We start from the raw sequence: 21454 nt of genomic DNA on the forward strand, positions 1-21454 counted from the left end.
TAAGGCCCCGACGCGGCGCGCCTGAGCGACGGCCCGGCGCGGCCTCAGACCTCGATGACGACCGCGCCGCCCTGACCGCCGCCCGCGCACATCGCCGCCACGCCGATACCGCCGCCGCGCCGCTGCAGTTCGTAGATGAGGGTGGTGACCATGCGCGCGCCCGACGCGGCGATGGGATGGCCGAGGCTGCAACCGCTTCCGGAGAAGTTCACCCTCTCCTCGTCCAGTCCGTACTCGCGGCATGCCGCGATCGGCACCGACGCGAACGCCTCGTTGATCTCCCACAGCGCCACGTCGCCCGGCGACAATCCGGCCCGCTGCAACACCTTTCCGATCACCTTCACGGCGCCGAGGCCGGTGTCGCGCGGCGCGACGCCCGCAGCGGCCCACGCCCGCACCCTCGCCAGCACGGCGAGATTCTCCGCGGCGGCGTAGTCCGCGTCGACCAGGGCCACCGCGGCGGCCGCGTCGTTGGTGCCACTGCTGTTGCCCGCGGTGATCGAGAAGCCCTCGATCTCCGGGTGCAGCACCTTGAGCCCGGCGAGTTTCTCGACGGTGGTGTCACGGCGCGGGTGCTCGTCGACACTGAAATCGACGAACGAGCCGTCGGCCTGGGTGACCTTCAGCGAGACGATCTCGTCGAGGAACTTCCCGGCGTCCATCGCGGCGATGGCCCGTTGGTGGGACCGCGCGGCCCACGCATCCATCTCCTCGCGGGTGATGCCGACCGCCTGTGCGGTGTTCCAGCCGACCGTGATCGACATGTCCTTGGCCGGCGCGTCGGGGGTCTCGACGTGCGTCGGCGGCATCCACCGCTCCTCGAACTTCAGCTCGGGACCGGGGATGCGCCAGTTGGTCAGCGGTGTCATCGACAGCGACTGCACGCCGCCGGCGACCAGCGCCCGCTCCATGCCGGAACCGATCTGGGCCGATGCGTTGCCGATCGCGGTGAGGCTGCCCGCGCAGTGCCGGTTCACCGACTGGCCCGGCACCTGCTCCATCCCGGTGGCCGTCGCGGCATACCGGGCGAGATCGCCTCCGCCGTAATGTGATTCGGCGAAGATGATGTCGTCGAACGCCGCCGGATCCACGCCTGATCGCCGCACCACCTCGGGCAGCACCGTGGTGATGAGGGTTTCGGGCGGCGTGTTGACCAGCGTGCCCTTGAACGATCGGCCGATGGCCGTGCGGGTCGCGCCGACGATGACGGGTGTGCCCATGGTGTCGAACCTCGGTGTGTCGGGCCGCCGCAGCGGCGATACTTGACACAAAAGGTATCAGGTGTAACGGGGGCCGTTCTAGTCCGTGTCCGGTTCCGGGACGTGGAAGTGCTCGTCACGCAGCCGGAACGCCTCCTTCGTCCCGTGCTCGGCACGGGTCTTGACGAAGTTGAATTCGCCGGGTGCGAACTGCAGGTTCGTGCCGTAGGCGTGGAAGAGGTAGCTCGCCACCTCCTCGCCCTGGTAGGCCTGGCTCTGCTCGACCAGCCGGAACGCCTCCTTGGCGATGACCACGCCGTCGGCGGGCATCTTGGCCGCCTTCTCCGCCCAGTACCGTGCCCGCGCGGTGACGGCGGTCGTCGCGCAGGTCTCGGTGAACACGCCGAGGTGCTCGATCGCACCCGCCTCGATGATGTCGCCGGTCAGCAACATCCGGCGGGCCAGCACCGGGCCGAGGCGGTGGAAGAACATGTGCAGGCTGCCCAGCGCCGGTCCGAGGAAACGGGTGGCGGGCATCCCGATCCTGGCGTCGCGGGCGATCACCGAGATGTCGGTCATCAACGCCATCTCGAACCCGCCGCCGAGCGCGTACCCGCTGATCTCACCGACGGTGACCTTCGGGAAGCCCATCAGGTTGTGGTAGAAGCCGAACGATTTGCGGTCGACGGTCAGCCGCCGGCGCTGACTCGGCCTGCGTTTGGAGCGCTCGTCCGCCGGTGAGCTCGCGCCGTACCACCCGTAGGCGTTGTTCATGTCCGCGCCGGTGGAGAACACTCCCTCCGCTCCGCGCAGCAGTACGACCGTGAGGTCGTCGTCCTCGGCCACCCGGTCCAGGCAGCGGGCGAGCGCGTCGCGCATCGTCGCGTCGTAGGAGTTCCGCTGCGCGGGATTGTTCAGCGTGATGGTGGCGATCCGCTTCTCCGGGTCGGCCTCGAAAAGCACCCGGTCGTCTCCTGCATCCGAAGTCGTCATCGACCGGACTCCTCTCGTCGGTGTGTGGCCGGTCGATGGCGATACTCGCCGCCGGCGTAGAGCCCGAAGTGCTCGTCGGCGATCAATCTCGCCTCGATGGTCCTGTCCCTGCCGTACTCCAGCGTGTTCCGCCGGGCGGCGGCCAGGTGATTGCCTGCGAGGCGCTCCGCCCGCACGGCATCGCCCTCGACGATGGCGTCGAGCAGCCGCTGGTGATCGCGCAGCGCCGCGCGCATGGTCCGCCGCGCCACCGGTCCTTCACCGTCGTCGCTCCACACCGCCGACTCGTGCGCCGACCAGATGAGTTCGAGCGAACCGATCAGCAGGATCATCGGCTCGTTGCCGCACCGTGCGACGAGGGCTTCGTGAAACCGCCGCGCGTTGGGCACGTAGCGCGACACGTCGTCGAACTGCGCACTCTGCCTGTCGATCTCGGCCTGCAGGTAGGGCACGACCTCGGTCAGCCGGTCGTCACGGGTGGCGCACATCCCGGCACAGATCGGCTCGAGATGCGTGAGCGCGCCGCTGACGTCGGCGGGCGTCGCGGCCCGTGACTGCAGCACCATGCTGATCATGTGCGCGGTCCGCTCCGCAGACGGCAGATGCACCACCGCGCCGCCGACGTTGCCCCGGCGCACCGAGATCAGGCCGTCGGCCTCCAGCATGTGGATCGCCTCGCGCAGCGCGGGTGGGCTCACCCCGAACTCGCCGAAGAGTTGCTCCTGGCTCGGCAGCACGTCGCCCTCCCGCAGCCGTCCGGACAGGATGTCGTCGCGCAGCCGGGACGCCACGATCTCGGCCACCCGCGGCTGGCGTATGCGCGGCACGACCACCTGCCCACATCCCGTCCGTCGTCGGTTCCGTCGAAGCGCTTTCCTTGCTAACTTGTACAAGATAGTAACGGTATTAGCTACTGTAGGGCTAACCGTAATTTGGAGAGGCGGGGCGCGGTGAGTCCAGAAGGTGGCACCCCTACCGAGGGCACGGTCCGCGTGGAACACTCCGGCGCCGTCCTGCGCATCACCATCGAGCGGACGTCCCGGCGGAATTCGCTCAGCCACACGATGGTCGACACCCTGGTCGACACCCTGACCCGCGCGGCGACCGACGACGCCCTGCGCGCGATACACCTCACCGGCGCGGGCGCGGACTTCTGCACCGGCGCGGACTGGGTCGCGACCAACGAGTCCTCGACGCGGCCGCGCACCGGCGACCTGGTCCGGCGGATCCCGCACACCGCGAACCGGGTGGTCGAACTCCTGCACGGCATTCATCTGCCGGTCGTGTGCGGCGTGCGGGGATGGGCCGTCGGCCTCGGATGCAATCTGGCGCTGGCGGCCGATTTCACCGTCGCCGCCGAGGACGCCACGTTCTGGGAACCCTTCGTCACCCGCGGGTTCTCCCCCGACTCCGGTGCCACCTGGCTGCTCCCCCGCCTGGTCGGACTGGCCAGGGCCAGGCGCATGCTGCTGCTCGGCGAGAAGGTCGGCGGCGCCGACGCGGCGCAGTGGGGCATGATCCACCAGGCCGTTCCGCCCGCGGATCTGGACGACGTCGCCGCGGACCTCCTGGCGAGGCTCACCGCGGGGCCGACGGTCGCGATCGGGCTGGCCAAGCAGGCACTGGGCGCCGCCGGATCCACCGGACTCGCCGAAGCCATGACCCGGGAGCTCCACCACCTCGAACTCTCATGCCGCACAGGTGACTTCAAGGAAGGCCTGGCGGCGTTCCGGGAGCGCCGTGACCCGGAGTTCCGCGGCCGATGACCATCACCCAGGAAGGGACACCCATGTCCGGCAGGTCCTACGACGACATCAGATACGAGGTCGACGGACACACGGCGACGATCACCCTCGACCGCCCCAAGGCCCTCAACGCGTTGAGCCCGCACATGATCGCCGAACTCCGCTCGGCATACCAGGAGGCGGAGAACGACGACGAGGTGTGGCTGCTCATCGTCACGGGCACCGGACGGGGCTTCTGCACCGGCGCCGACGTCACCGAGATCCCGGAGGACGGCCGGGTGATCTACGAGCGGCCCTATCTGTCCACCTACGACCAGTGGGAGGCGCCGCAGGAGGGCACGCCGCCGTTTCGCACCATGGCCAAACCGGTGCTCGCCGCCATCAACGGATTGTGTTGCGGCGCAGGGCTCGATTGGGTCACCACCGGCGACATCGTGATCGCCTCCGACCAGGCCACCTTCTTCGACCCCCACGTCAGCATCGGCCTGGTGGCCGGGCGCGAGATGGTGCGGCTGGCCCGGGTGCTGCCGCGGAACATCGCACTGCGCACCGCGCTGATGGGCAAGCACGAGCGGATGAGTGCCCAGCGGGCCTACGAACTCGGCATGATCAGCGAGGTCGTCGAGCACGACCGGCTACTCGAACGCGCCCACGAGATCGCCGACATCGTGAACTCCAACGCGCCGCTGGCGGTGCGCGGCACCAGGCTGGCGATCCACAAGACGCTCGATCTGCCGCTGCACGAGGCGGAGATCCTCGCCGAAACCTTCCGTGAACGCGTGGTGCGCACCGAGGACGCCGCCGAGGGGCCGAAGGCGTTCACGGAGAAACGGAAACCGAATTGGCAGTGCCGATGACGGGGTCGCCGGACTTCGAGACGATCCTGCTCGACGTCGATGCGGGCGACCACGTCGCCACCATCACGCTGAACCGGCCGGAGCGGCTCAACGCCTTCGATCGCACGATGTGCGAGGAGATGGCGCGTGCCTGGCGGACGGTCAAGCTCGACGATTCGGTGCACGCGGTCGTGCTGCGCGCCGCAGGCGAGCGTGCGTTCTCCGCCGGCCTCGACATCAAGAGCTCCTACGGCCAACCCGACAACGTGTGGAACCACGAGGATCCCGGCGAACTGCTCAGCCCCAAGTGGCAGAAGATGTGGAAGCCGGTGGTCTGCGCGGTGCAGGGGATGTGCACCGCAGGCGCGTTCTACTTCGTCAACGAGGCCGACGTGGTGATCTGCTCGACCGAGGCCACGTTCTTCGACTCGCACGTCACCGCCGGCCTGGTGTGCGCGCTCGAGCCGATCGGCCTGATGCGCAAGGTGGGCCTCGGCGAGACGCTACGCATCGCGCTGATGGGCAACGACGAGCGGGTTGGCGCGCAGACCGCCCTGCGGATCGGACTCGTGACCGAGGTGGTCGACACCGCCGACCTCTGGTCACGCGCACACGACATCGCCGCCACCATCGCCGCCAAGCCGCCGTCGGCGACCCAGGGCACCGTGAAGGCAATCTGGGAATCACTCGACCGGCCCTACCGGGCGGCGATGGAGCAGGGCCTGATCTACACCCGCCTCGGGAATCCGCTCGGCACCGCCGAACTGGCCGCCCGCGGCACCGTACCCGCCCGTCCGCCCCGAGTGCGCTAGATGCCGCATCCGCTCAGCAGACGGATCGACGACGTGCTCGGCCTGCAGGCCGAGTCCGGCGCCGTGGAGTTCGACCGGCAGTGGGTCACCCGGGGACACCTGCGCGACCTCGCCCGCGACATCGGAACCCTCGTCACGCAGCACACCGCGCAGCGCCCCGCGCAGGTCGGAGTGCTGTTGCGCAACCGCCCCGCGCACGTCGCCGCGCTGCTCGGCGTCCTCATGTGCGAGGCGACCGTCGTGGTGATCAACCCGTCCCGCGGCGACGAACGCACCCGCTCCGATATCGCCGCGCTCGCCCTGCCCGTCGTCATCGGCGAACCCGCCGACCTGTCGGCACTGGTGGCGCCCTCGCCGCACACCACGCTCGTCGAGCTGACCGGCATGGACACCGCGCCGAGGGTCACCGCGGCGGAGAGGGCAGGCGCCACCTGCGAAACCCGGCCGGGCGTCGCGGTGCGGATGCTCACCAGCGGCACCACCGGCCCGCCGAAGCGCGTCGACCTCGGCTACGACATGCTGGCGCACAGCGTGATCGGCGCGGACTTCGACACGGCGGATGCGCCCACCGCACCGCGCCGCGGCGTCGCGATCGTCAACTCCCCTCTGGTGCACATCGGCGGCGTCTTCCGGGTGTTGTCGTGTATCGCCGAGGCCCGCCCGTTCGTGCTGCTCGAGCGCTTCGACCTGGACCGCTGGGCCGACGCCGTGCGGCGCCACCGGCCCAGGGCCGCCTCGCTGGTGCCCGCCGCGCTGCGCATGGTGCTGCACTCCGATCTGCACCGCGACGACCTCAGCAGCCTGCAGGTGGTCACCTCGGGCACCGCGCCGCTGTCGGCCGACGACGCCGACGCCTTCGCCGCGCGATTCGGTGTCCCGGTGCTGACGTCCTACGCCGCCACCGAATTCGGTGGCGGCGTGGCCGGCTGGACCCTGGCCGACCACCGGCGATTCTGGGCCGCCAAGCGCGGCAGCGTCGGCCGCGCGAACCCGGGTGCGCAGCTGCGTGTCGTCGGTGATGACGGCACCCCGCTGCCGCCCGGCGATCCCGGGGTCCTCGAGGTCAGGCCGGCACAGCTCGGTCCCGAAGCCGGCTGGCTCCGCACCACCGACCTCGCCCGCATCGACGCCGACGGGTTCCTGTGGATACTCGGACGGGCCGATCAGGCGATCATCCGGGGCGGCTTCAAGGTCATGCCCGACGACGTGCGGACCGCACTGGAGAACCATCCCGACGTCGCAGGCGCGACCGTGGTCGGCAGGCCCGACGACCGGCTCGGCGAGACCCCGGTCGCGATGGTCGAGCTGCGCGATCGGCGCAGCACCGACGCCGCCGCACTCACGCGGTATCTGTCGGACAAGCTGGCGCGTTACGAGATTCCCACCGAGATCGCGGTGGTGGACTCGATCCCGCGCACGCCGTCGGGCAAGGCCGACCTCGCCGCCGTCCGCCGCTTCTTCGGCTCCTCCGCCAGCACCGGGCACGACGATGCCCGTTGACCCGCAGACGATTCCCGCGCTGCTGAGCCGACAGGCACGGCTGCGCGGGACACACCCGCTGCTGGTCTGTGACGACGACCGGCTGACCTACGCCGAGGCCGCTGACCGGTCGGCACGACTGAGCCGCGGCCTCATCGCGCTCGGCGCCGGCAAGGGCACCCATGTCGGCGTGCTGTATCCGAACGGTCCCTCCTTCGTCGTCGCCGCGCTGGCCGCCGCCCGCATCGGCGCGACGGTGGTGCCGTTCTCCACCTTCGTCACGGCCCGCGAGCTCGGTGACCAACTGCGTCACAGTGACGTCTCGATCCTGCTGTCCGCAACGGCGTACCGGTCACACGACTACCGCGAACGGCTCGCCGCGGTGTCGACCGGCGAACCCGCAGGCCGGACAACGGAACTGCTCGACCCCGCGGTGCCCAACCTGCGGCACGTGGTCTTCGGCCTGCAGTCGCTGGACATGTCCGTCGATGCGGTGGACGACACGCTGCTCGCGGCGATGGAGGACGACGTCGACGGAAGCGATCCGCTGGCGATCGTGTACACCTCGGGGTCGACCGGCGCCCCCAAGGGCGCCGTGCACACCCATGCCGCGCTGCTCGGCCACCAGCACAACCTCAACGCGGTCCGCCGCTACACCGCCGACGACACGCTGTTCTGCAACTCGCCGTTCTTCTGGATCGGCGGCTTCGCCTTCGCCCTGCTGGCCACCATGGCCGCAGGCGCCACCCTGGTGTGCTCCAACGCCGAGGACCCCGGCGTCACCCTCGACCTCCTCGAACGCGAATCGCCCACGCTGACCAACGGTTTCGCCGCCGGAGTCGCCCACCTGGCGCGGCATCCGAGCTTCGCCGGCCGCAATCTGTCGGCGCTGCGCCGGGGCAACCTCTACCCGATCATGGCACCCGAGGTGCGGCCCGCCGACCCCGAACTGCGCCACAACATGCTCGGGATGACCGAGGCCGGCGGCGTGGTGCTTCTCAGCGACGACGACACCGACCAACCGGAACACCGCCGCGGTTCGTTCGGCAGGCCGGCGCCCGGATTCGACATCCAGGTGGTCGATCCCGGCACCGCCGCTGCCGTCGGGACCGGCGAACCCGGCGAGCTGTGGATCCGCGGGCCCTACCTGATGCAGCACTACCATCGCCGCAGCCGGGAGGACAGTTTCGAACCCGACGGCTGGTTCCGCACCGGCGACCTGGTGCGCACCGACGCCGACGGATTCGTCTACTACCTCGGCCGGCTCGGGTCGATGATCAAGACCGCGGGTGCCAACGTCGCTCCCGCCGAGGTCGAGCGGGCCATCGCCAGGGTCACCGGTGTGCCCGCGCACGTGATCGGCATCCCCGACGCCGACCGCGGCCAGCTCGTCGCCGCCGTGCTCACCCCCGACCCAGGTGTCGAGGTCGACGAGGCCGGCCTCGCGCGCCGCCTGAGCGCCGAACTCTCCAGCTACAAGATCCCGCGCCGGGTCGTGGTGCTGCACCGCGGTGAGGTGCCGCTGCTGCCGAGCGGCAAGGTCGACGTCGGCGGCCTTGCGGAGTTCTTCCGATGACACGGACGATCGACCGCGTGCTGCGCGGCCACGCAGCCGACCACCCCGCAAGGCCCGCGGTGATCGACCCGACCACCCGCCTCACCTACGCCGAACTCGATTTTGAGACAGCTGAACTCGCGGCGGAGCTGATTCTCGCCGGTGTCACCAAGGGCACCCGGGTCGGGCTGATCATGCCCAACAGTGTCCGGTGGGTCGTCGTCGCGACGGCACTCACCCGGGTGGGAGCTGTCCTCGTACCGTTGAGCACGCTGCTGAGCGCTCCTGAACTCCTCGCCCAGCTGCGCACCGCAGCCGTTCGGCTCCTCCTCACGGTCGAAGAGTTCCGCGGCCATCGCTACCTGGACGGGCTACGCGCGGCGGCCGGCCTGCCGGACGACGTCGGCGGGCCTCTGCGATCACCGGAACTGCCCGCGCTGCGCAGGATCTGGATCATCGACCGGCTCCACGACGCGGTCGGCGACGCAACGGGGCGCGCGCAGAGCATGGTGGCGGCGATGGCCGGTGCCGTCGAGCCGAGCGACCCGCTGGCGATCCTGTTCACCTCCGGCAGCAGCGGCGCGCCGAAGGCGGTGATCCACTCGCACGGCAACGCGCTTGCCGCCGCGCGCTCCGGGCTGACCGCCAGGTGCATCGGCGCCGACACCCGGCTCTACCTGCCGATGCCGTTCTTCTGGGTGGGCGGATTCGGCAGCGGCGTCATCTCGGCGCTGGTCGCCGGCGCCACCCTGGTGACCGAGCAGATCCCCCGCCCCGAAACGACGATGGCGCTGTTGGAGCGCGAGCGCGTCACACTCTTTCGCGGTTGGCCCGAGCAGGCGGAGGCACTGGCGCGGGCGTCTGCGGTGGGACAGGCGGACCTCTCGGCGCTGCGGCCGGGCAGCCTTGAGGCGCTGCTGGCGCCGGAGCTTCGCGCCGAGCCGGGTGCCCGCGCGCGGCTGTTCGGCATGACCGAATCCTTCGGCCCCTACAGCGGATATCCGGCCGACACCGACATGCCCCGGCCGCAGTGGGGCAGCTGCGGACGCCCGTTCGACGGGATGACGGTGCGCATCGCCGACCCGTCGACCGGTGCGGCGGTCCCGGACGGGACAACGGGCGTGATCCAGATCCGCGGGCCGCACATCATGCGGGGCATGTGCCGGCGCAGCCGCGAGGAGCTGTTCACCCCCGACGGCTGGTATTCCACCGGTGATCTCGGCCACCTCGACGACGCCGGCTTCCTCTTCTACCACGGTCGCGTCGACGACATGTTCAAGGTCAGCGGCGCCACCGTCTACCCCGCAGAGGTCGAACGGGCCCTGCGCGCCGTCGACGGCGTGCAGCTCGCGGTGGTCACCAACGTGCTCGACGACCGCGTCGGGGCCGCCGTGGTGTGCGACCCCGCAACGATGACCGTCGGGCGACTCACTGCGGCGGTCCGGAAGTCGTTGAGTGCGTTCAAGGTGCCGACGGTGTGGGTGTTGCTGGACTCCGACGACGCGGTCCCGCGGCTGGCCTCGGGCAAGGTCGACGTGCGCGGACTACGAACGCTCCTGGAAAGTGAGGCGGACACATGAGAACCAAGGGCGCACTGCTGTGGGACTTCCACCGGCCCTGGTCGGTCGAGGAGATCGACATCGGCGACCCCCGTGCGGGTGAGGTGAAGGTCCGGTTGGAGACCGCTGGTCTGTGCCACTCCGATCACCACCTCGTCACCGGCGACATCCCGGCGGCGGGCTTTCCGATCCTCGGCGGGCACGAGGGCGCCGGCGTGGTCATCGAAATCGGACCGGGGGTGCACGATCTCGAGGTAGGCGACCACGTGGTGATGTCGTTCATCCCGTCGTGCGGCACGTGTCCGCCGTGCCGGAGCGGACTGCGCAACCTGTGCGATCTCGGGGCCGGCCTGCTGTCGGGGGCCTCGGTGTCCGACGGCACCTTCCGCATCCAGGCGGGCGGTACGGACGTGACCGCGATGTCGCTGCTCGGCACCTTCGCGCCCTACGTCGTGGTGCACCGGAGCTCGGTGGTTCCGATCGACCCCGCGATCCCGTTCGAGGTGGCCTGCCTGGTCGGCTGCGGCGTGACGACGGGCTACGGCTCGGCGGTCCACACCGCCGAGGTGCGGCCGGGTGAGGACGTGGCGATCGTCGGTGTCGGTGGTGTGGGAACGGCGGCGCTGCAGGCCACGGCCCTGTCGGGTGCGCGCAGGATCTTCGCGGTGGACCCGGTGGAGTGGAAGCGGGACCAGGCGCGGCGCTTCGGCGCCACGCACACCTATCCGGACCTGGTGTCCGCGGCCGCCGGCATCGCCGAGGCGACCGAAGGGGTGATGTGCCGCAAGGTGATCGTCACCGTCGGACGCGCCGAGGGCGCAGACGTCGACTCGTGGCTCGCGCTCACGGCGAAGGCAGGCACCTGCGTGGTCACCGCGATGGGAGATGTCCTGGCGAACGGCGTCACGATGAACGTCGCACTCCTCACCCTGCTGCAGAAGAGTTTGCGCGGCAGCATCTTCGGCGGGGCCAACCCGCAGCACGACATCCCGGAGGTGCTCGCCCTCTACCGCGCGGGCCGCCTGGACCTCGACGGGATGGTCACCCGCGAGTACGCGCTCGAACAGATCAACGAGGGCTACCGCGACATGCTCGAGGGCCGCAACATCCGCGGCGTCATCCGGTTCACCGATGCGGACTGGTGACGCGCAGAGCCGTCACACGATCTCTCGACGCCGCAGGTCGGCGATATCCGCAGCGCCGTAGCCGATCTCGCCGAGGATCTCGTCGGTGTGCTCGCCCAGCAGCGGCGCCCGCCTACGGATCGTGCCGGGCGTCGCGGACATCCGGAACGGCGTGTCGAGGATCGGCACGTCGCGCGCCGCGCCGGGAAACGGGATGCGCTGCAGATAACCCATCGCCCGAACGTGCGGGTCGTCGAGCACGTCCTGAGTCGAATGCAGCGGCGCCGCAGGCAGTTTCGCGGATTCCAGCAGCGCGAGCACCTCGGCCTTGGTCTTGTCCGCGCACCACGCCGACATCAGGTCGTTGAGGACGTCGCCGTGTCTCCACCGCTTGTCGTCGTCGGCGAACCGCGGATCGTCGAACAGGTCCTCCCGGCCCATCAGCCGGCACCACCGCTTGAACATCGGCTGCCCGGCCACCTGCAGCAGCACCCAGCCGTCGTCGGCGGTGCGGTACAGGTCGCACGGCGCCACCGACGCACCCTGGTTCCCCATCCGGGGTTTGTCGGTGCCGAGCAGTTCACGCTCGATCAGAAATGCATTGGACAGCATCATGGCGGTCGGCAGCAGCGCACCCTCCACGTGCTGGCCCTGCCCCGTGCGCTCGCGGTGATACAGCGCCATCATCACACCGATGGTCAGGGTCAGCGCCGTGCCGAAGTCGGCGTAGGGCACGACGGTCCGGATGGGCATATCGGGCAGTCCCTGCCGGAACACCGCGCCCGACATCACCTGTCCGGCGCCGTCGAAACCGATGCGGTCGCTGTAGGGACCGCCCTCGCCGTAGGCGGTGGCGCTGGCCAGGATGATGTCGGGCCGGACGGCGCGCAGCGTCTCGTAGTCCAGCCCGTTGGCCCGCATGCCCGCCGCGGGCATGTTCGCGACCACGATGTCGGCGTCCGCCACCAGCGTGCGGGTGATCTGCGCGCCGGCGTCGGTGGTGGTGTCCAGCGTCAGCGAGCGTTTGTTGCGGTTGCACTGCAGGAAGGTGCCACCCTCACCGCTCTCGGTGACCGCCTGCACCCAACGGTCCTCACCGCCTTCGCGTTTCTCGATACGGATGACGTCGGCGCCCATGTCGGCCAGCAGTGCGCTGCACCACGGCGCGGCGATGAACCGGCCGAAGTCGAGCACCCGCACACCGTCGAGGACACCCATCACGCGCCCCCCTTGACCGCGAGCAGACACGAATTCGCACGGAACAGCCCCGCGTTGTGCGACTTTGCGTCTGCTCGCGGGATCACCGGACCACTCCGCGGGTGAGCAGGTGAGCGATCAGCGGCTCCGCGCCTGCCGCGAGATGTTCCGACATCACCTCGCGCGCCATCGGTTCGTCGTGCGCCGCCAGCGCGGCCAGCAGCCTGCGGTGGTGGTCGGTGGACTGGGCGGGCCAACCGGCGATCGTCGGGAACACCGACTCCGGTGCGTATCTGGTGATCAGCGACATCAGCTGCGCCAGCTTCGGCGAGTCAGCGGCGACATTGATGGCCCGGTGGAAATCGTGGTTCAGCCGCGTCGCGGCCTCGTCGTCGTCGCGGGCGTAGGCGGCCTCCAGCGCCTCCTGGATGGCGGCCAGCTCGCGGACCTGTTCGTCGGTGACGGCGGCGGCCGCCCGCGCGGCGAGTTCACCTCCGACGTGGGCCTGCAGGTTCGCCACGTCGGCGATGTCGCGGCTTGTGACCGGAAGCACCACGAAGCCCCGGCGCGGCTGCTGGTCGAGCAGGCCCTCGGCGCGCAGCGCGAACAGTGCCTCGCGGACCGGCGTGACACTGATGCCGAGTTCGACGGCGAGTTGGTCGAGCCGGATGTACTCCCCCGCCGGGTAACTGCCATCGAAGATCCGCCTGCGCACCAGCCGGGCGACGTCCTCCGAGAGTTGAGGCCGCGCAGCGAAATCCGGGACGGTCATCGGTCAGACCCGGTAATCGGCCAGCAGGCGCTTGCTGATGATGTTCTTCTGGATCTCGCTCGTGCCCTCGCCGATGAGCAGGAACGGCGCATCGCGCATCAGCCGCTCGATCTCGTACTCCTTGGAATAGCCGTAGCCGCCGTGGATCCGGAAACTCTGCTGGGTGACCTCCGAGCACACCTCGCTGGCGAAGTACTTCGCCATCCCCGCCGCGACGTCGTTGCGCTCGCCGGAGTCCTTGAGCCGGGCGGCGTTGACCATCATCAGATGCGCGGCCTCCACCTTGGTGGCCATCTCGGCGAGCTGGAAGGCGATCGCCTGGTGCTCGGCGATCGGCTTGCCGAACGTCTGGCGCTGCTGTGCGTATCGGACGGCCAGCTCGAAGGCCCGCACACCCACACCGCACGCCCTGGCCGACACGTTCACCCGGCCGACCTCGACGCCGTCCATCATCTGGAAGAACCCCTGCCCGGGTGCCTCCCCCAGCACGGTGTCCGCGGCAGCCTGGTAGCCGTCGAAGATCATCTCGGTGGTGTCGATTCCCTTGTACCCGAGCTTGTCGAGCTTGCCGGGGATCAGCAGCCCCGGTGCGACCTCGCCGAAGCCGGCCGGCTTCTCGACCAGGAAGGCGGTCAGGTTGCGGTGCGGCTTGTCCGCGCCCTCGTCGGTGCGCACCAGGGCGGCCACCAGGGTCGAACTCCCGCCGTTGGTGAGCCACATCTTCTGCCCGTCGATCGTGTATCCGCCGTCGCCGTTGTGCCGGGCACGGGTGCGGATGGCTGCGACGTCGGAGCCGAGTTCGGGCTCGGACATCGAGAACGCGCCGCGGGTCTCGCCGGTGGCCATCCGCGGCAGGAAGTGGCGCTTCTGCTCGTCGGTGCCGTGCTGACGAATCATGTAGGCGACGATGAAGTGGGTGTTGATCACCCCCGACACGCTCATCCACCCGCGCGCCAACTCCTCCACGCACAACGCGTAGGTGAGCAGCGACTCGCCCAGGCCGCCGTACTCCTCCGGGATCATCAGCCCGAACAGACCCATCTCCCGCATGGCGTCGACGATCGCCTGCGGGTAGGTGTCGGCGTGTTCGAGTTCCTGTGCGGTCGGGATCACCTCTTTGTCCACGAATTGCCGCACGGTGGCGAGGATCTCGGTCTGGAACTCGCTGAGCCCCAGCGTCTGCGCGAGTCTGGTCATGCGCCCACCCTCTCGAACACGGCCGCCAGCCCCTGGCCGCCGCCGATACACATGGTCTCCAGGCCGTAGCGCCCGCCCCGGCGGTGCAGTTCGCGCGCCAGTGTCGCCAGCATCCGTCCCCCGGTCGCTCCCACCGGGTGGCCGAGCGAGATCCCCGAGCCGTGCACGTTGGTGCGCTCCAGATCGGCGGATGAGAATCCCCACTCGCGGGTGCAGGCCAGCGCCTGCGCAGCGAACGCCTCGTTCAGTTCGATGAGATCCATGTCGGCGAGGCCGAGTCCGGCCCTGGCCAGTGCGGCCTCGGTGGCGGGAACCGGGCCGATGCCCATCTCCTCGGGCGGCACGCCGGCGACGGCCCAGGACACCATCCGGACCAGCGGCGTGAGCCCGAGGTCGGCCGCCCGCTCCGCCGTGGTCACCAGGCACATCGCCGCGGCGTCGTTCTGCCCGCTCGAATTCCCGGCCGTCACAGTGGCTTCCGGGTCGGTCCTGCCGAGCACGGGCTTGAGTTTCGACAGCGACTCCATCGAGGTGTCGGCGCGGGGGTGCTCGTCGGTGTCGACCACCTCCGTCCCGCTGCGTGTCGACACCGTCACCGGGACGATCGTCTCGGCCAGCAGCCCGTCGGTCTGCGCCCCGACGGCGCGCCGGTGGGACAACACGGCCAGTTCGTCCTGCTCCTCGCGCGGTATCGAGTACCGGCGGCGCAGGTTCTCGGCGGTCTCCAGCATGCCGCCGGGCACGGGATGGTTCCTGCCGCCTGCGGTCGTCCTGCCGCGCGCGAGCGCATCGTGGACGGTGATGCCGCCGCGGGCGCCACCCCATCGCATGTCGGTGGAGTGGAACACCACGTTGCTCATGGACTCGGCGCCACCGGCGACGACGAGTTCGTTGTGGCCGCCCGCCACCTGCATGCACGCCTGGATCACCGCCTGCAAACCGGATCCGCAGCGGCGGTCGATCTGCATACCGGGCACCGACACCGGCAGTCCCGCGTCCAGCGCGATCACCCGCCCGATCGCCGGCGCCTCCATACTCGGATAGCAGTGCCCCACGATCACGTCCTCGACCGTGTCGGGAGCCAGACCGGTCCGCTCGAGCAGTCCCTGAAGTGCGGCGACGCCGAGGTCGACCGCGGTGAGCGACGTCAGCGATCCGTGATAGCGCCCGATCGGCGTGCGCACGGGTTCGCAGATGACCGCCTCACGCATCACAGATGCCGTCCCCCGGTGACCTCGAGGACCGTGCCCGTCATGTACGAGGACAGGTCGGAGGCAAGGAAGAGGGCCACCTTGGCGACCTCCTCGGGCTCGCCGGCCCGGCCCATCGGGACCTCGGCCACCTTGGAATCCCAGATGCGTTGCGGCATCGCCTCGGTCATCGCCGACCGGATCAGTCCCGGCTGGATCGCGTTGACCCGCACCCCGAGATGGGCGAGCTCCTTGGAGGCGGCCTTGGTCATCCCGACGATGCCCGCTTTGGCCGCCGAGTAGTTGGTCTGCCCGACCATGCCGACCTTGCCCGAGATCGACGACATGTTGACGATGGCGCCGCGCTTGTTCTCGCGCATCACCGCGGCGGCTGCCCGCAGGCCGTTCCAGGTGCCCTTCAGGTGGACGGCGATCACCTGGTCGAACTGGTCCTCGGTCATCTTGCGCAGGGTCGCGTCGCGGGTGATGCCGGCGTTGTTCACCATGATGTCGAACCGGCCGAACCGCTCGGTCGCCGCGGCGACCAGTGCGTCGACGTCGGCGCCCGAGGTCACGTCGCACTGCACTGCGACCGCCGTGTCGTCCCCTCCCAGCCGCTCGGCGGCGGCCTGCGTGGCCTCCAGGTTCAGGTCGCCGAGTACGACGCGTGCCCCTTCGGCGACGAACCGCTCGGCGATGGCCAGGCCGAGACCCTGCGCACCGCCGGTGACGACCGCCGTCTGACCACTGAGCAACGACACTGCCTACCCCTCTCCTCGACCCCGGACCGCCCGGTTCGGGTGATCATATTTCATATACGATGCACGAGAACCCTGGCCCGCGGAAGGAGAATCTCCATGAGTGAAGTCGGCGACGAAGATTTCCGCGAGATCCTCGACCAGACCCGGCACTTCGTGCGCACCGCCGTGGTGCCGCGCGAGCAGGAGATCCTGGCCGCCGACCGCGTCCCCGACGACCTGCGTGAGCAGGCCAAGAAAATGGGACTGTTCGGCTACGCGATCCCCCAGGAGTGGGGCGGCCTCGGCCTCGACCTCGCCCAGGACGTGGAACTGGCGATGGAGTTCGGCTACACCTCGCTGGCGCTGCGGTCGATGTTCGGCACCAACAACGGCATCGCCGGACAGGTGCTCGTGGGCTTCGGCACCGATGAACAGAAGACCCGCTGGCTCGAGGACATCGCGTCCGGCGCCGTGGTCGCGTCGTTCGCGCTCACCGAACCCGGCGCCGGTTCGAACCCGGCGGGGCTGCGCACGAAGGCGGTTCGCGACGGTTCGCAAAACGACGCGGACTGGGTGATCACCGGGAGCAAGCAGTACATCACCAACGCCCCGACGGCCGACCTCTTCGTCACCTTCGCGCGGACCCGGCCGGCGGATTCCGACGGGCCCGGCATCGCGGTGTTCCTGGTTCCCGCCGACGCCGACGGCGTCACGGTCGGCGCCAAGGACGCGAAGATGGGCCAGGAGGGCGCCTGGACCGCGGACGTCAACTTCGACGACGTCCGGGTCGAAGCCTCGGCGCTGATCGGCGGCGCCGAGGACATCGGCTATCGCGCCGCGATGACGTCACTCGCCCGCGGACGGATCCACATCGCCGCGCTGTCGGTCGGGGCGGCCCAGCGTGCGCTCGACGAGTCGGTCGCCTACGCCGCCAGCGCCACCCAGGGCGGTACGCCGATCGGAAGCTTCCAGCTCGTCCAGGCGATGCTCGCCGACATGCAGGCGGGCGTGATGGCCGGCCGTGCGCTGGTGCGCGACGCGGCCAGGATGTGGGTGACCGGTGAGGACCGCCGGATCGCCCCGTCCACCGCGAAACTGTTCTGCACCGAGATGGTCGGCAAGGTCGCCGACCTGGCGGTGCAGGTCCACGGCGGCAGCGGCTACATGCGCGACGTGCCCGTCGAGCGGATCTACCGCGATGTCCGGCTGCTGCGCCTCTACGAAGGCACCAGCGAGATCCAGCGGTTGATCATCGGCGGCGGGCTGGTACGGGCGGCACAGCGCCGAAGCTGAGCCACCTCGACACACATGACCGAGACGACATAGGAGTACGGATTTGAGCGAGAGACTCAGTGGCAGAGTGGCGTTCGTGACCGGGGCCGCGCGCGGACAGGGGCGGGCCCACGCCGTCCGGCTGGCCTCCGAGGGCGCCGACATCATCGCGGTGGACGTCGCGGGCAAGTTGCCGTCGTGCGTCCCCTACGATTCCGCCACTCCGGAGGACCTCGCCGAGACCGTCGAGCTGGTGGAGGCGACCGGACGCCGGATCCTGTCCTCGGTGGTCGACACCCGCGACCACGACGGACTCCGCGAGGCGGTCGACGCGGGGGTCGCCGAGCTGGGCCGGCTCGACGTCGTCATCGCCAACGCCGGGATCACCGCACCGCAGGCGTGGAACACCATCACGCCCGAGGACTTCCGCGACGTGACCGACGTCAACATCACCGGCACCTGGAACACGGTGATGGCAGCCGCACAGCACCTCATCGACGGTGGCCGCGGCGGGTCGGTGATCCTGATCAGTTCGGCCGCAGGGTTGAAGATGCAGCCGTTCATGGTGCACTACACGGCCAGCAAGCACGCCGTCACTGGCATGGCGCGGGCGTTCGCCGCCGAACTGGGCAAGCACCGGATCCGGGTCAACAGTGTGCATCCCGGAGCGGTCAACACACCGATGGGCACCGGCGACATGGTGGAAGGGCTGGTTCGCGCCGACGCGACGAACCCGGGTCTGATGAACATGGTCACCCCGTTCATCCCCGACATCGCCCAGCCCGAGGACATCGCCGACGCGGTGGCCTGGCTGGCCAGCGACGAGTCACGCTTCGTGACCGCCGCCGCGATCGCCGTCGACTGCGGCTCTACCCAGTTCTGACCGGCGGGGCCTGCTGCGCGAGCGCGCGCCGAAGGAAGGCGACCTGGTGTCCGGCGGCGGTCATGAACCAGTCGTGCCCCGGCCACACGTCGAAGTGGTCGCACGGGTAGTGGTGCACCTGCGCGCGGGCCTGCACGGCGGTGCGGGCGACCGAGTCAGCAGGCACGAACCGGTCGAAGTCGGCGATCTGCACCAGGACGTGGGCGCGAATCTGCTTGGCGGCCTTCGTGGTCCGGATCTTGGCCAGCTCGAAGCCGATTCCGGCGTCGATCTCGTTGCGCCACGTCGGTCCGGCGATGCGGCGGTAACTCTCGTAGGCACCGTCGAGGGCGAGTGCACCCGACTCGCCCGGCGGCGCCGCCAACGGCATCAGAGACGGACGCCGCCCCCGCGCCACCTGCACCCGGCTCTTCACACCCACCAGGGTCCACCGCAACGCGGCGAGGAGGTCTCGGTGCGCCACCGCCGCACGGCTCGCCGCCAGCCCACTGGTCAACGGGGTCATGGCGATCACCGCCGCGACCTCCGGGCACTCGGCGGCCACTCGCAGCACGTGACTGCCCGAGAACGACGAGCCCCACAGCACGACGCGACGACGGTCCACGCCGGGTAGGCGCTGCGCGGCCGCCAAAGCGGCGCGGTAGTCCGCCAGCTGCCGGGCGACGGAGACGCTCTGGCGCGGTTCACCTTCCGAGGAGCCGAAGCCGCGGTAGTCGAACGCCAGAACATCGAGGCCTGCGGCGCTGAACTGCTCGGCGAACGGCGCCAGTCCCGAATCCTTGGTACCGCCGAACCCGTGCGCCATCACCACCACAGGACGCCCGCCCGGTGAGTCGAAGTCCGCAGTCCGCGCCGGGAAATGCCAGGCGCTGCACGTGACGCCGTCCGATTCGAAGGAGATCTCGTTGCGGGTCATGCCAGCTCCTGCGATCGGTCCAGCGTCGTGTTGATTCCGTAGATCGTGCCAAGCCAGACCGCGGCGGCGCCGTCCAGCAGCTGCTGCGGGGTCAGCGTCCCGCCCAGGGTCAGCCGTTCCAGCAGCCGGTCGTTGAATTCCAGCAGCACCGTCGCCAGCACCTCCGCATCGGCGCCCTCGGGTGCGATGCCCGCAGCGCGGTCGGCACGGATCATCGCCGCGATCGAGTCGACGAAAGCCTCACGCGCGCGGTCCCAGATCTCGCGCACCGACGCGCTGGACCCCCGCGCTTCGAGCATCGCCTGGAACAGGTGCCGATGGCGCTCCCAGGTGTCGAAGAGTCCGTCGAGCATCGCCCGCACGCGGGCCGGGGGCGGCTGAGGCGTCGCGGTGAACGCATCGTTGACGACGAAGGTCTCGTCGACGATCCGCTCCATCAGCGCCGCGACCGCGGCGGCCTTGTTCTCGAAGTAGAAGTAGAACGCCGAGCGCGTCACTCCGGCCTGCTGCGCGATGTGGGCGATGTTGACGTCGTCGAGGCTGGTCTCGCGCAACCACTGGTCGAGTGCGGACAGGATCGCCTCGCGGCGCACATCGCTGCGGTTCGGCGGTCGGCGGTCGGTCGCCGATCTCACGACGCCGCCTGCACCAGTGGCGATGTGGCGGCGGCTCTCCTGGCGCCCGCGGGAAGCTCGCGGGTCCGGATGTCGTGCTCGTAGTAGAAGTAGTCGACCTGCTGCGTGTGCCGTGGCCGATCCGTGCAGTGCCCGACGTAACGCTGCTGGTCGGCGTCGATCACCCGGTCCATCTCCCCGGCCGGCGGCAGCGCATAGCGCCCGATCGCGTAGGCGGCCAGCAGGCGGGACTGGCACTCGACGAACGGGAAGAGCGTCGGGACGGCCTGGGCGAATCCGATGAACACCAGATCGGCGATGCCGGGCATGAACATCCGCTTGTAGAGCCGAATGGTGTTGTCGGGTGCGCTGATGAAGTCCGGATCGAAGAACGGGAACGTGATGTTGTAGCCGGTGGCGTAGACGATCACGTCGAACTCGTCGCTCGTGCCGTCCTCGAAGTGCACCGCCGCGCCGTCCAGCCTTGCGACATTCGGCTTGGGGATGACGTCGCCCGATCCGAGTCGCAGCGGCAGCTCGACCGATTGCGTCGGATGCGCCTCGAACAGTTTGTGATTCGCCGGCGGCAGGCCGTACCGGGTCGGGTCGGTGCCCATCGCCGGCGCCACCATCTGCAGTGCCTTGCGCTGCCACGAAAGCGGGAGGTACGGGGTGGTGCGCCACATGGTGTCCCCGGGCCGGCCCGCGATGTACTTCGGGACGATCCACGCGCTCGACCGTGTGGAGAGGGTGACCCGGTTCTGCAGCGCCTTGGACGACAGTTCGACGGTGATGTCGGCGGCGCTGTTGCCCAGACCGACCACGAGGATCCGCTTCCCGGTGAGCACGAGCGGTGCCGTCGGGTCGACGTAATGGTGCGAGTGGATCGACTGACCGGTGAAGGTGCCCGGGAATTCCGGGAACCGGGGGTCCCAGTGGTGGCCGTTGGCGACCACCAGCAGGTCGAACCGGCGCCGCTCCCCACCCTGGTCGAGGATCTCCCAGCCGCCCCCGTCGAGGCGATCCGCGCGGACCACGCCGTTGCCGAACTCGATGTGGTCGAGCAGTCCGAAGGTGTCGGCGTAGGCGTCCAGATACTCCTTCACATCCGAATGGTGCGGAAAGGTCGGGAAGTGTTCCGGCATCGGGAAGTCCTTGAACGACAGGCGTTGTCTGGACGTGTCGATGTGCAGCGAACGGTAGGCGCTGCTGTGGCCGTTGGGATTGCCGAACGCCCAGTTGCCGCCGATGCGGTCCGAGCTCTCGAACGTGGTGTACGGCACCCCGTAGTCGTTGAGCATCTTGCCTGCCGTGAGGCCACTGATGCCCGCACCGATGACTGCGACCCGCGGATGCTGCGTGCCCATGCCC

20 protein-coding genes are annotated in these 21454 nt (G+C 69.7%); 9 read left to right on the plus strand and 11 right to left on the minus strand.

Going from position 1 to position 21454, the window contains the following annotated elements; translation table 11 throughout:
- Window positions 1–44: 44 nt before the first annotated feature.
- From Q2100_RS07815 to Q2100_RS07825, 3 genes are all read right to left on the minus strand, one after another.
- Entirely contained in the window at window positions 45–1220 is a 1176-nt protein-coding gene (locus Q2100_RS07815; RefSeq protein ID WP_302913546.1) for a thiolase family protein, read from the minus strand.
- Between the two features lie 78 nt (window positions 1221–1298).
- A complete protein-coding gene (locus Q2100_RS07820; RefSeq protein ID WP_302913547.1) occupies window positions 1299–2192 on the minus strand; it encodes an enoyl-CoA hydratase/isomerase family protein in 894 nt (297 codons plus the stop codon).
- Complete coding sequence (locus Q2100_RS07825; RefSeq protein WP_264012075.1) at window positions 2189–3025, minus strand: FadR/GntR family transcriptional regulator; 837 nt, start codon at window positions 3023–3025, stop codon at window positions 2189–2191. Before Q2100_RS07825 ends, Q2100_RS07820 begins: the two co-directional genes overlap by 4 nt.
- A gap of 117 nt (window positions 3026–3142) precedes the next feature.
- On the opposite strand from Q2100_RS07825, the gene Q2100_RS07830 reads away from it, so the two are divergent.
- The 7 genes from Q2100_RS07830 to Q2100_RS07860 are packed head-to-tail and all read left to right on the plus strand — an operon-like array spanning window position 3143 to window position 11323.
- A complete protein-coding gene (locus Q2100_RS07830; RefSeq protein WP_302913548.1) occupies window positions 3143–3958 on the plus strand; it encodes an enoyl-CoA hydratase-related protein in 816 nt (271 codons plus the stop codon).
- A 23-nt stretch (window positions 3959–3981) separates the two neighbouring features.
- Entirely contained in the window at window positions 3982–4794 is an 813-nt protein-coding gene (locus Q2100_RS07835) for an enoyl-CoA hydratase/isomerase family protein (protein ID WP_264012255.1), read from the plus strand.
- Complete coding sequence (locus tag Q2100_RS07840; protein ID WP_302913549.1) at window positions 4791–5585, plus strand: enoyl-CoA hydratase/isomerase family protein; 795 nt, start codon at window positions 4791–4793, stop codon at window positions 5583–5585. The genes Q2100_RS07835 and Q2100_RS07840 overlap by 4 nt, the downstream gene beginning before the upstream one ends.
- The gene (locus tag Q2100_RS07845) at window positions 5586–7085 is read left to right on the plus strand and encodes a class I adenylate-forming enzyme family protein (protein ID WP_302913550.1); all 1500 of its coding nucleotides are present in this window, start codon (window positions 5586–5588) and stop codon (window positions 7083–7085) included.
- The gene (locus Q2100_RS07850; protein ID WP_302913551.1) at window positions 7075–8640 is read left to right on the plus strand and encodes a class I adenylate-forming enzyme family protein; all 1566 of its coding nucleotides are present in this window, start codon (window positions 7075–7077) and stop codon (window positions 8638–8640) included. Before Q2100_RS07845 ends, Q2100_RS07850 begins: the two co-directional genes overlap by 11 nt.
- Complete coding sequence (locus Q2100_RS07855; protein WP_302913552.1) at window positions 8637–10199, plus strand: class I adenylate-forming enzyme family protein; 1563 nt, start codon at window positions 8637–8639, stop codon at window positions 10197–10199. Before Q2100_RS07850 ends, Q2100_RS07855 begins: the two co-directional genes overlap by 4 nt.
- Entirely contained in the window at window positions 10196–11323 is a 1128-nt protein-coding gene (locus tag Q2100_RS07860; RefSeq protein ID WP_302913553.1) for an NDMA-dependent alcohol dehydrogenase, read from the plus strand. Before Q2100_RS07855 ends, Q2100_RS07860 begins: the two co-directional genes overlap by 4 nt.
- Before the next feature lie 12 nt (window positions 11324–11335).
- Here the strand turns inward: Q2100_RS07860 and Q2100_RS07865 are convergent, their stop codons facing one another.
- The 5 genes from Q2100_RS07865 to fabG form a co-directional block, all read right to left on the minus strand.
- Window positions 11336–12520: a CaiB/BaiF CoA transferase family protein gene (locus Q2100_RS07865; protein WP_302913554.1), complete on the minus strand. Its 1185-nt coding sequence runs from the start codon at window positions 12518–12520 to the stop codon at window positions 11336–11338.
- Between the two features lie 82 nt (window positions 12521–12602).
- A complete protein-coding gene (locus Q2100_RS07870) occupies window positions 12603–13271 on the minus strand; it encodes a GntR family transcriptional regulator (RefSeq protein ID WP_302913555.1) in 669 nt (222 codons plus the stop codon).
- A gap of 3 nt (window positions 13272–13274) precedes the next feature.
- Window positions 13275–14468: an acyl-CoA dehydrogenase family protein gene (locus Q2100_RS07875; RefSeq protein ID WP_302913556.1), complete on the minus strand. Its 1194-nt coding sequence runs from the start codon at window positions 14466–14468 to the stop codon at window positions 13275–13277.
- Window positions 14465–15679 (minus strand): acetyl-CoA C-acetyltransferase, encoded by a 1215-nt coding sequence (locus Q2100_RS07880; RefSeq protein ID WP_302913557.1) that lies wholly within the window; start codon window positions 15677–15679, stop codon window positions 14465–14467. The genes Q2100_RS07875 and Q2100_RS07880 overlap by 4 nt, the downstream gene beginning before the upstream one ends.
- A complete protein-coding gene (gene fabG / locus Q2100_RS07885; protein ID WP_302913558.1) occupies window positions 15679–16419 on the minus strand; it encodes a 3-oxoacyl-ACP reductase FabG in 741 nt (246 codons plus the stop codon). Before fabG ends, Q2100_RS07880 begins: the two co-directional genes overlap by 1 nt.
- Window positions 16420–16515: 96 nt before the next feature.
- Here fabG and Q2100_RS07890 point away from each other — a divergent pair, with 96 nt between their 5' ends.
- Window positions 16516–17691, plus strand: coding sequence for an acyl-CoA dehydrogenase family protein (locus tag Q2100_RS07890; protein ID WP_302913559.1), 1176 nt, complete (start codon window positions 16516–16518; stop codon window positions 17689–17691).
- A gap of 43 nt (window positions 17692–17734) precedes the next feature.
- A complete protein-coding gene (locus Q2100_RS07895) occupies window positions 17735–18553 on the plus strand; it encodes a mycofactocin-coupled SDR family oxidoreductase (protein ID WP_302913560.1) in 819 nt (272 codons plus the stop codon).
- Here the strand turns inward: Q2100_RS07895 and Q2100_RS07900 are convergent.
- From Q2100_RS07900 to Q2100_RS07910, 3 genes are read right to left on the minus strand one after another with little or no spacing between them, the layout of a single operon-like run.
- Window positions 18540–19469 carry an alpha/beta hydrolase gene (locus Q2100_RS07900; RefSeq protein WP_302913561.1) on the minus strand — a complete coding sequence of 310 codons (930 nt, stop codon included), beginning with the start codon at window positions 19467–19469 and terminating at the stop codon, window positions 18540–18542. The genes Q2100_RS07895 and Q2100_RS07900 overlap by 14 nt on opposite strands.
- Entirely contained in the window at window positions 19466–20104 is a 639-nt protein-coding gene (locus Q2100_RS07905) for a TetR/AcrR family transcriptional regulator (RefSeq protein WP_302913562.1), read from the minus strand. Before Q2100_RS07905 ends, Q2100_RS07900 begins: the two co-directional genes overlap by 4 nt.
- A complete protein-coding gene (locus tag Q2100_RS07910) occupies window positions 20101–21450 on the minus strand; it encodes a flavin-containing monooxygenase (protein ID WP_302913563.1) in 1350 nt (449 codons plus the stop codon). The genes Q2100_RS07905 and Q2100_RS07910 overlap by 4 nt, the downstream gene beginning before the upstream one ends.
- Window positions 21451–21454 lie beyond the last annotated feature (4 nt).

The organism is Mycolicibacterium arseniciresistens (assembly GCF_030519285.1).
In the GTDB taxonomy this organism is placed as follows: Bacteria; Actinomycetota; Actinomycetes; order Mycobacteriales; family Mycobacteriaceae; genus Mycobacterium; species Mycobacterium arseniciresistens.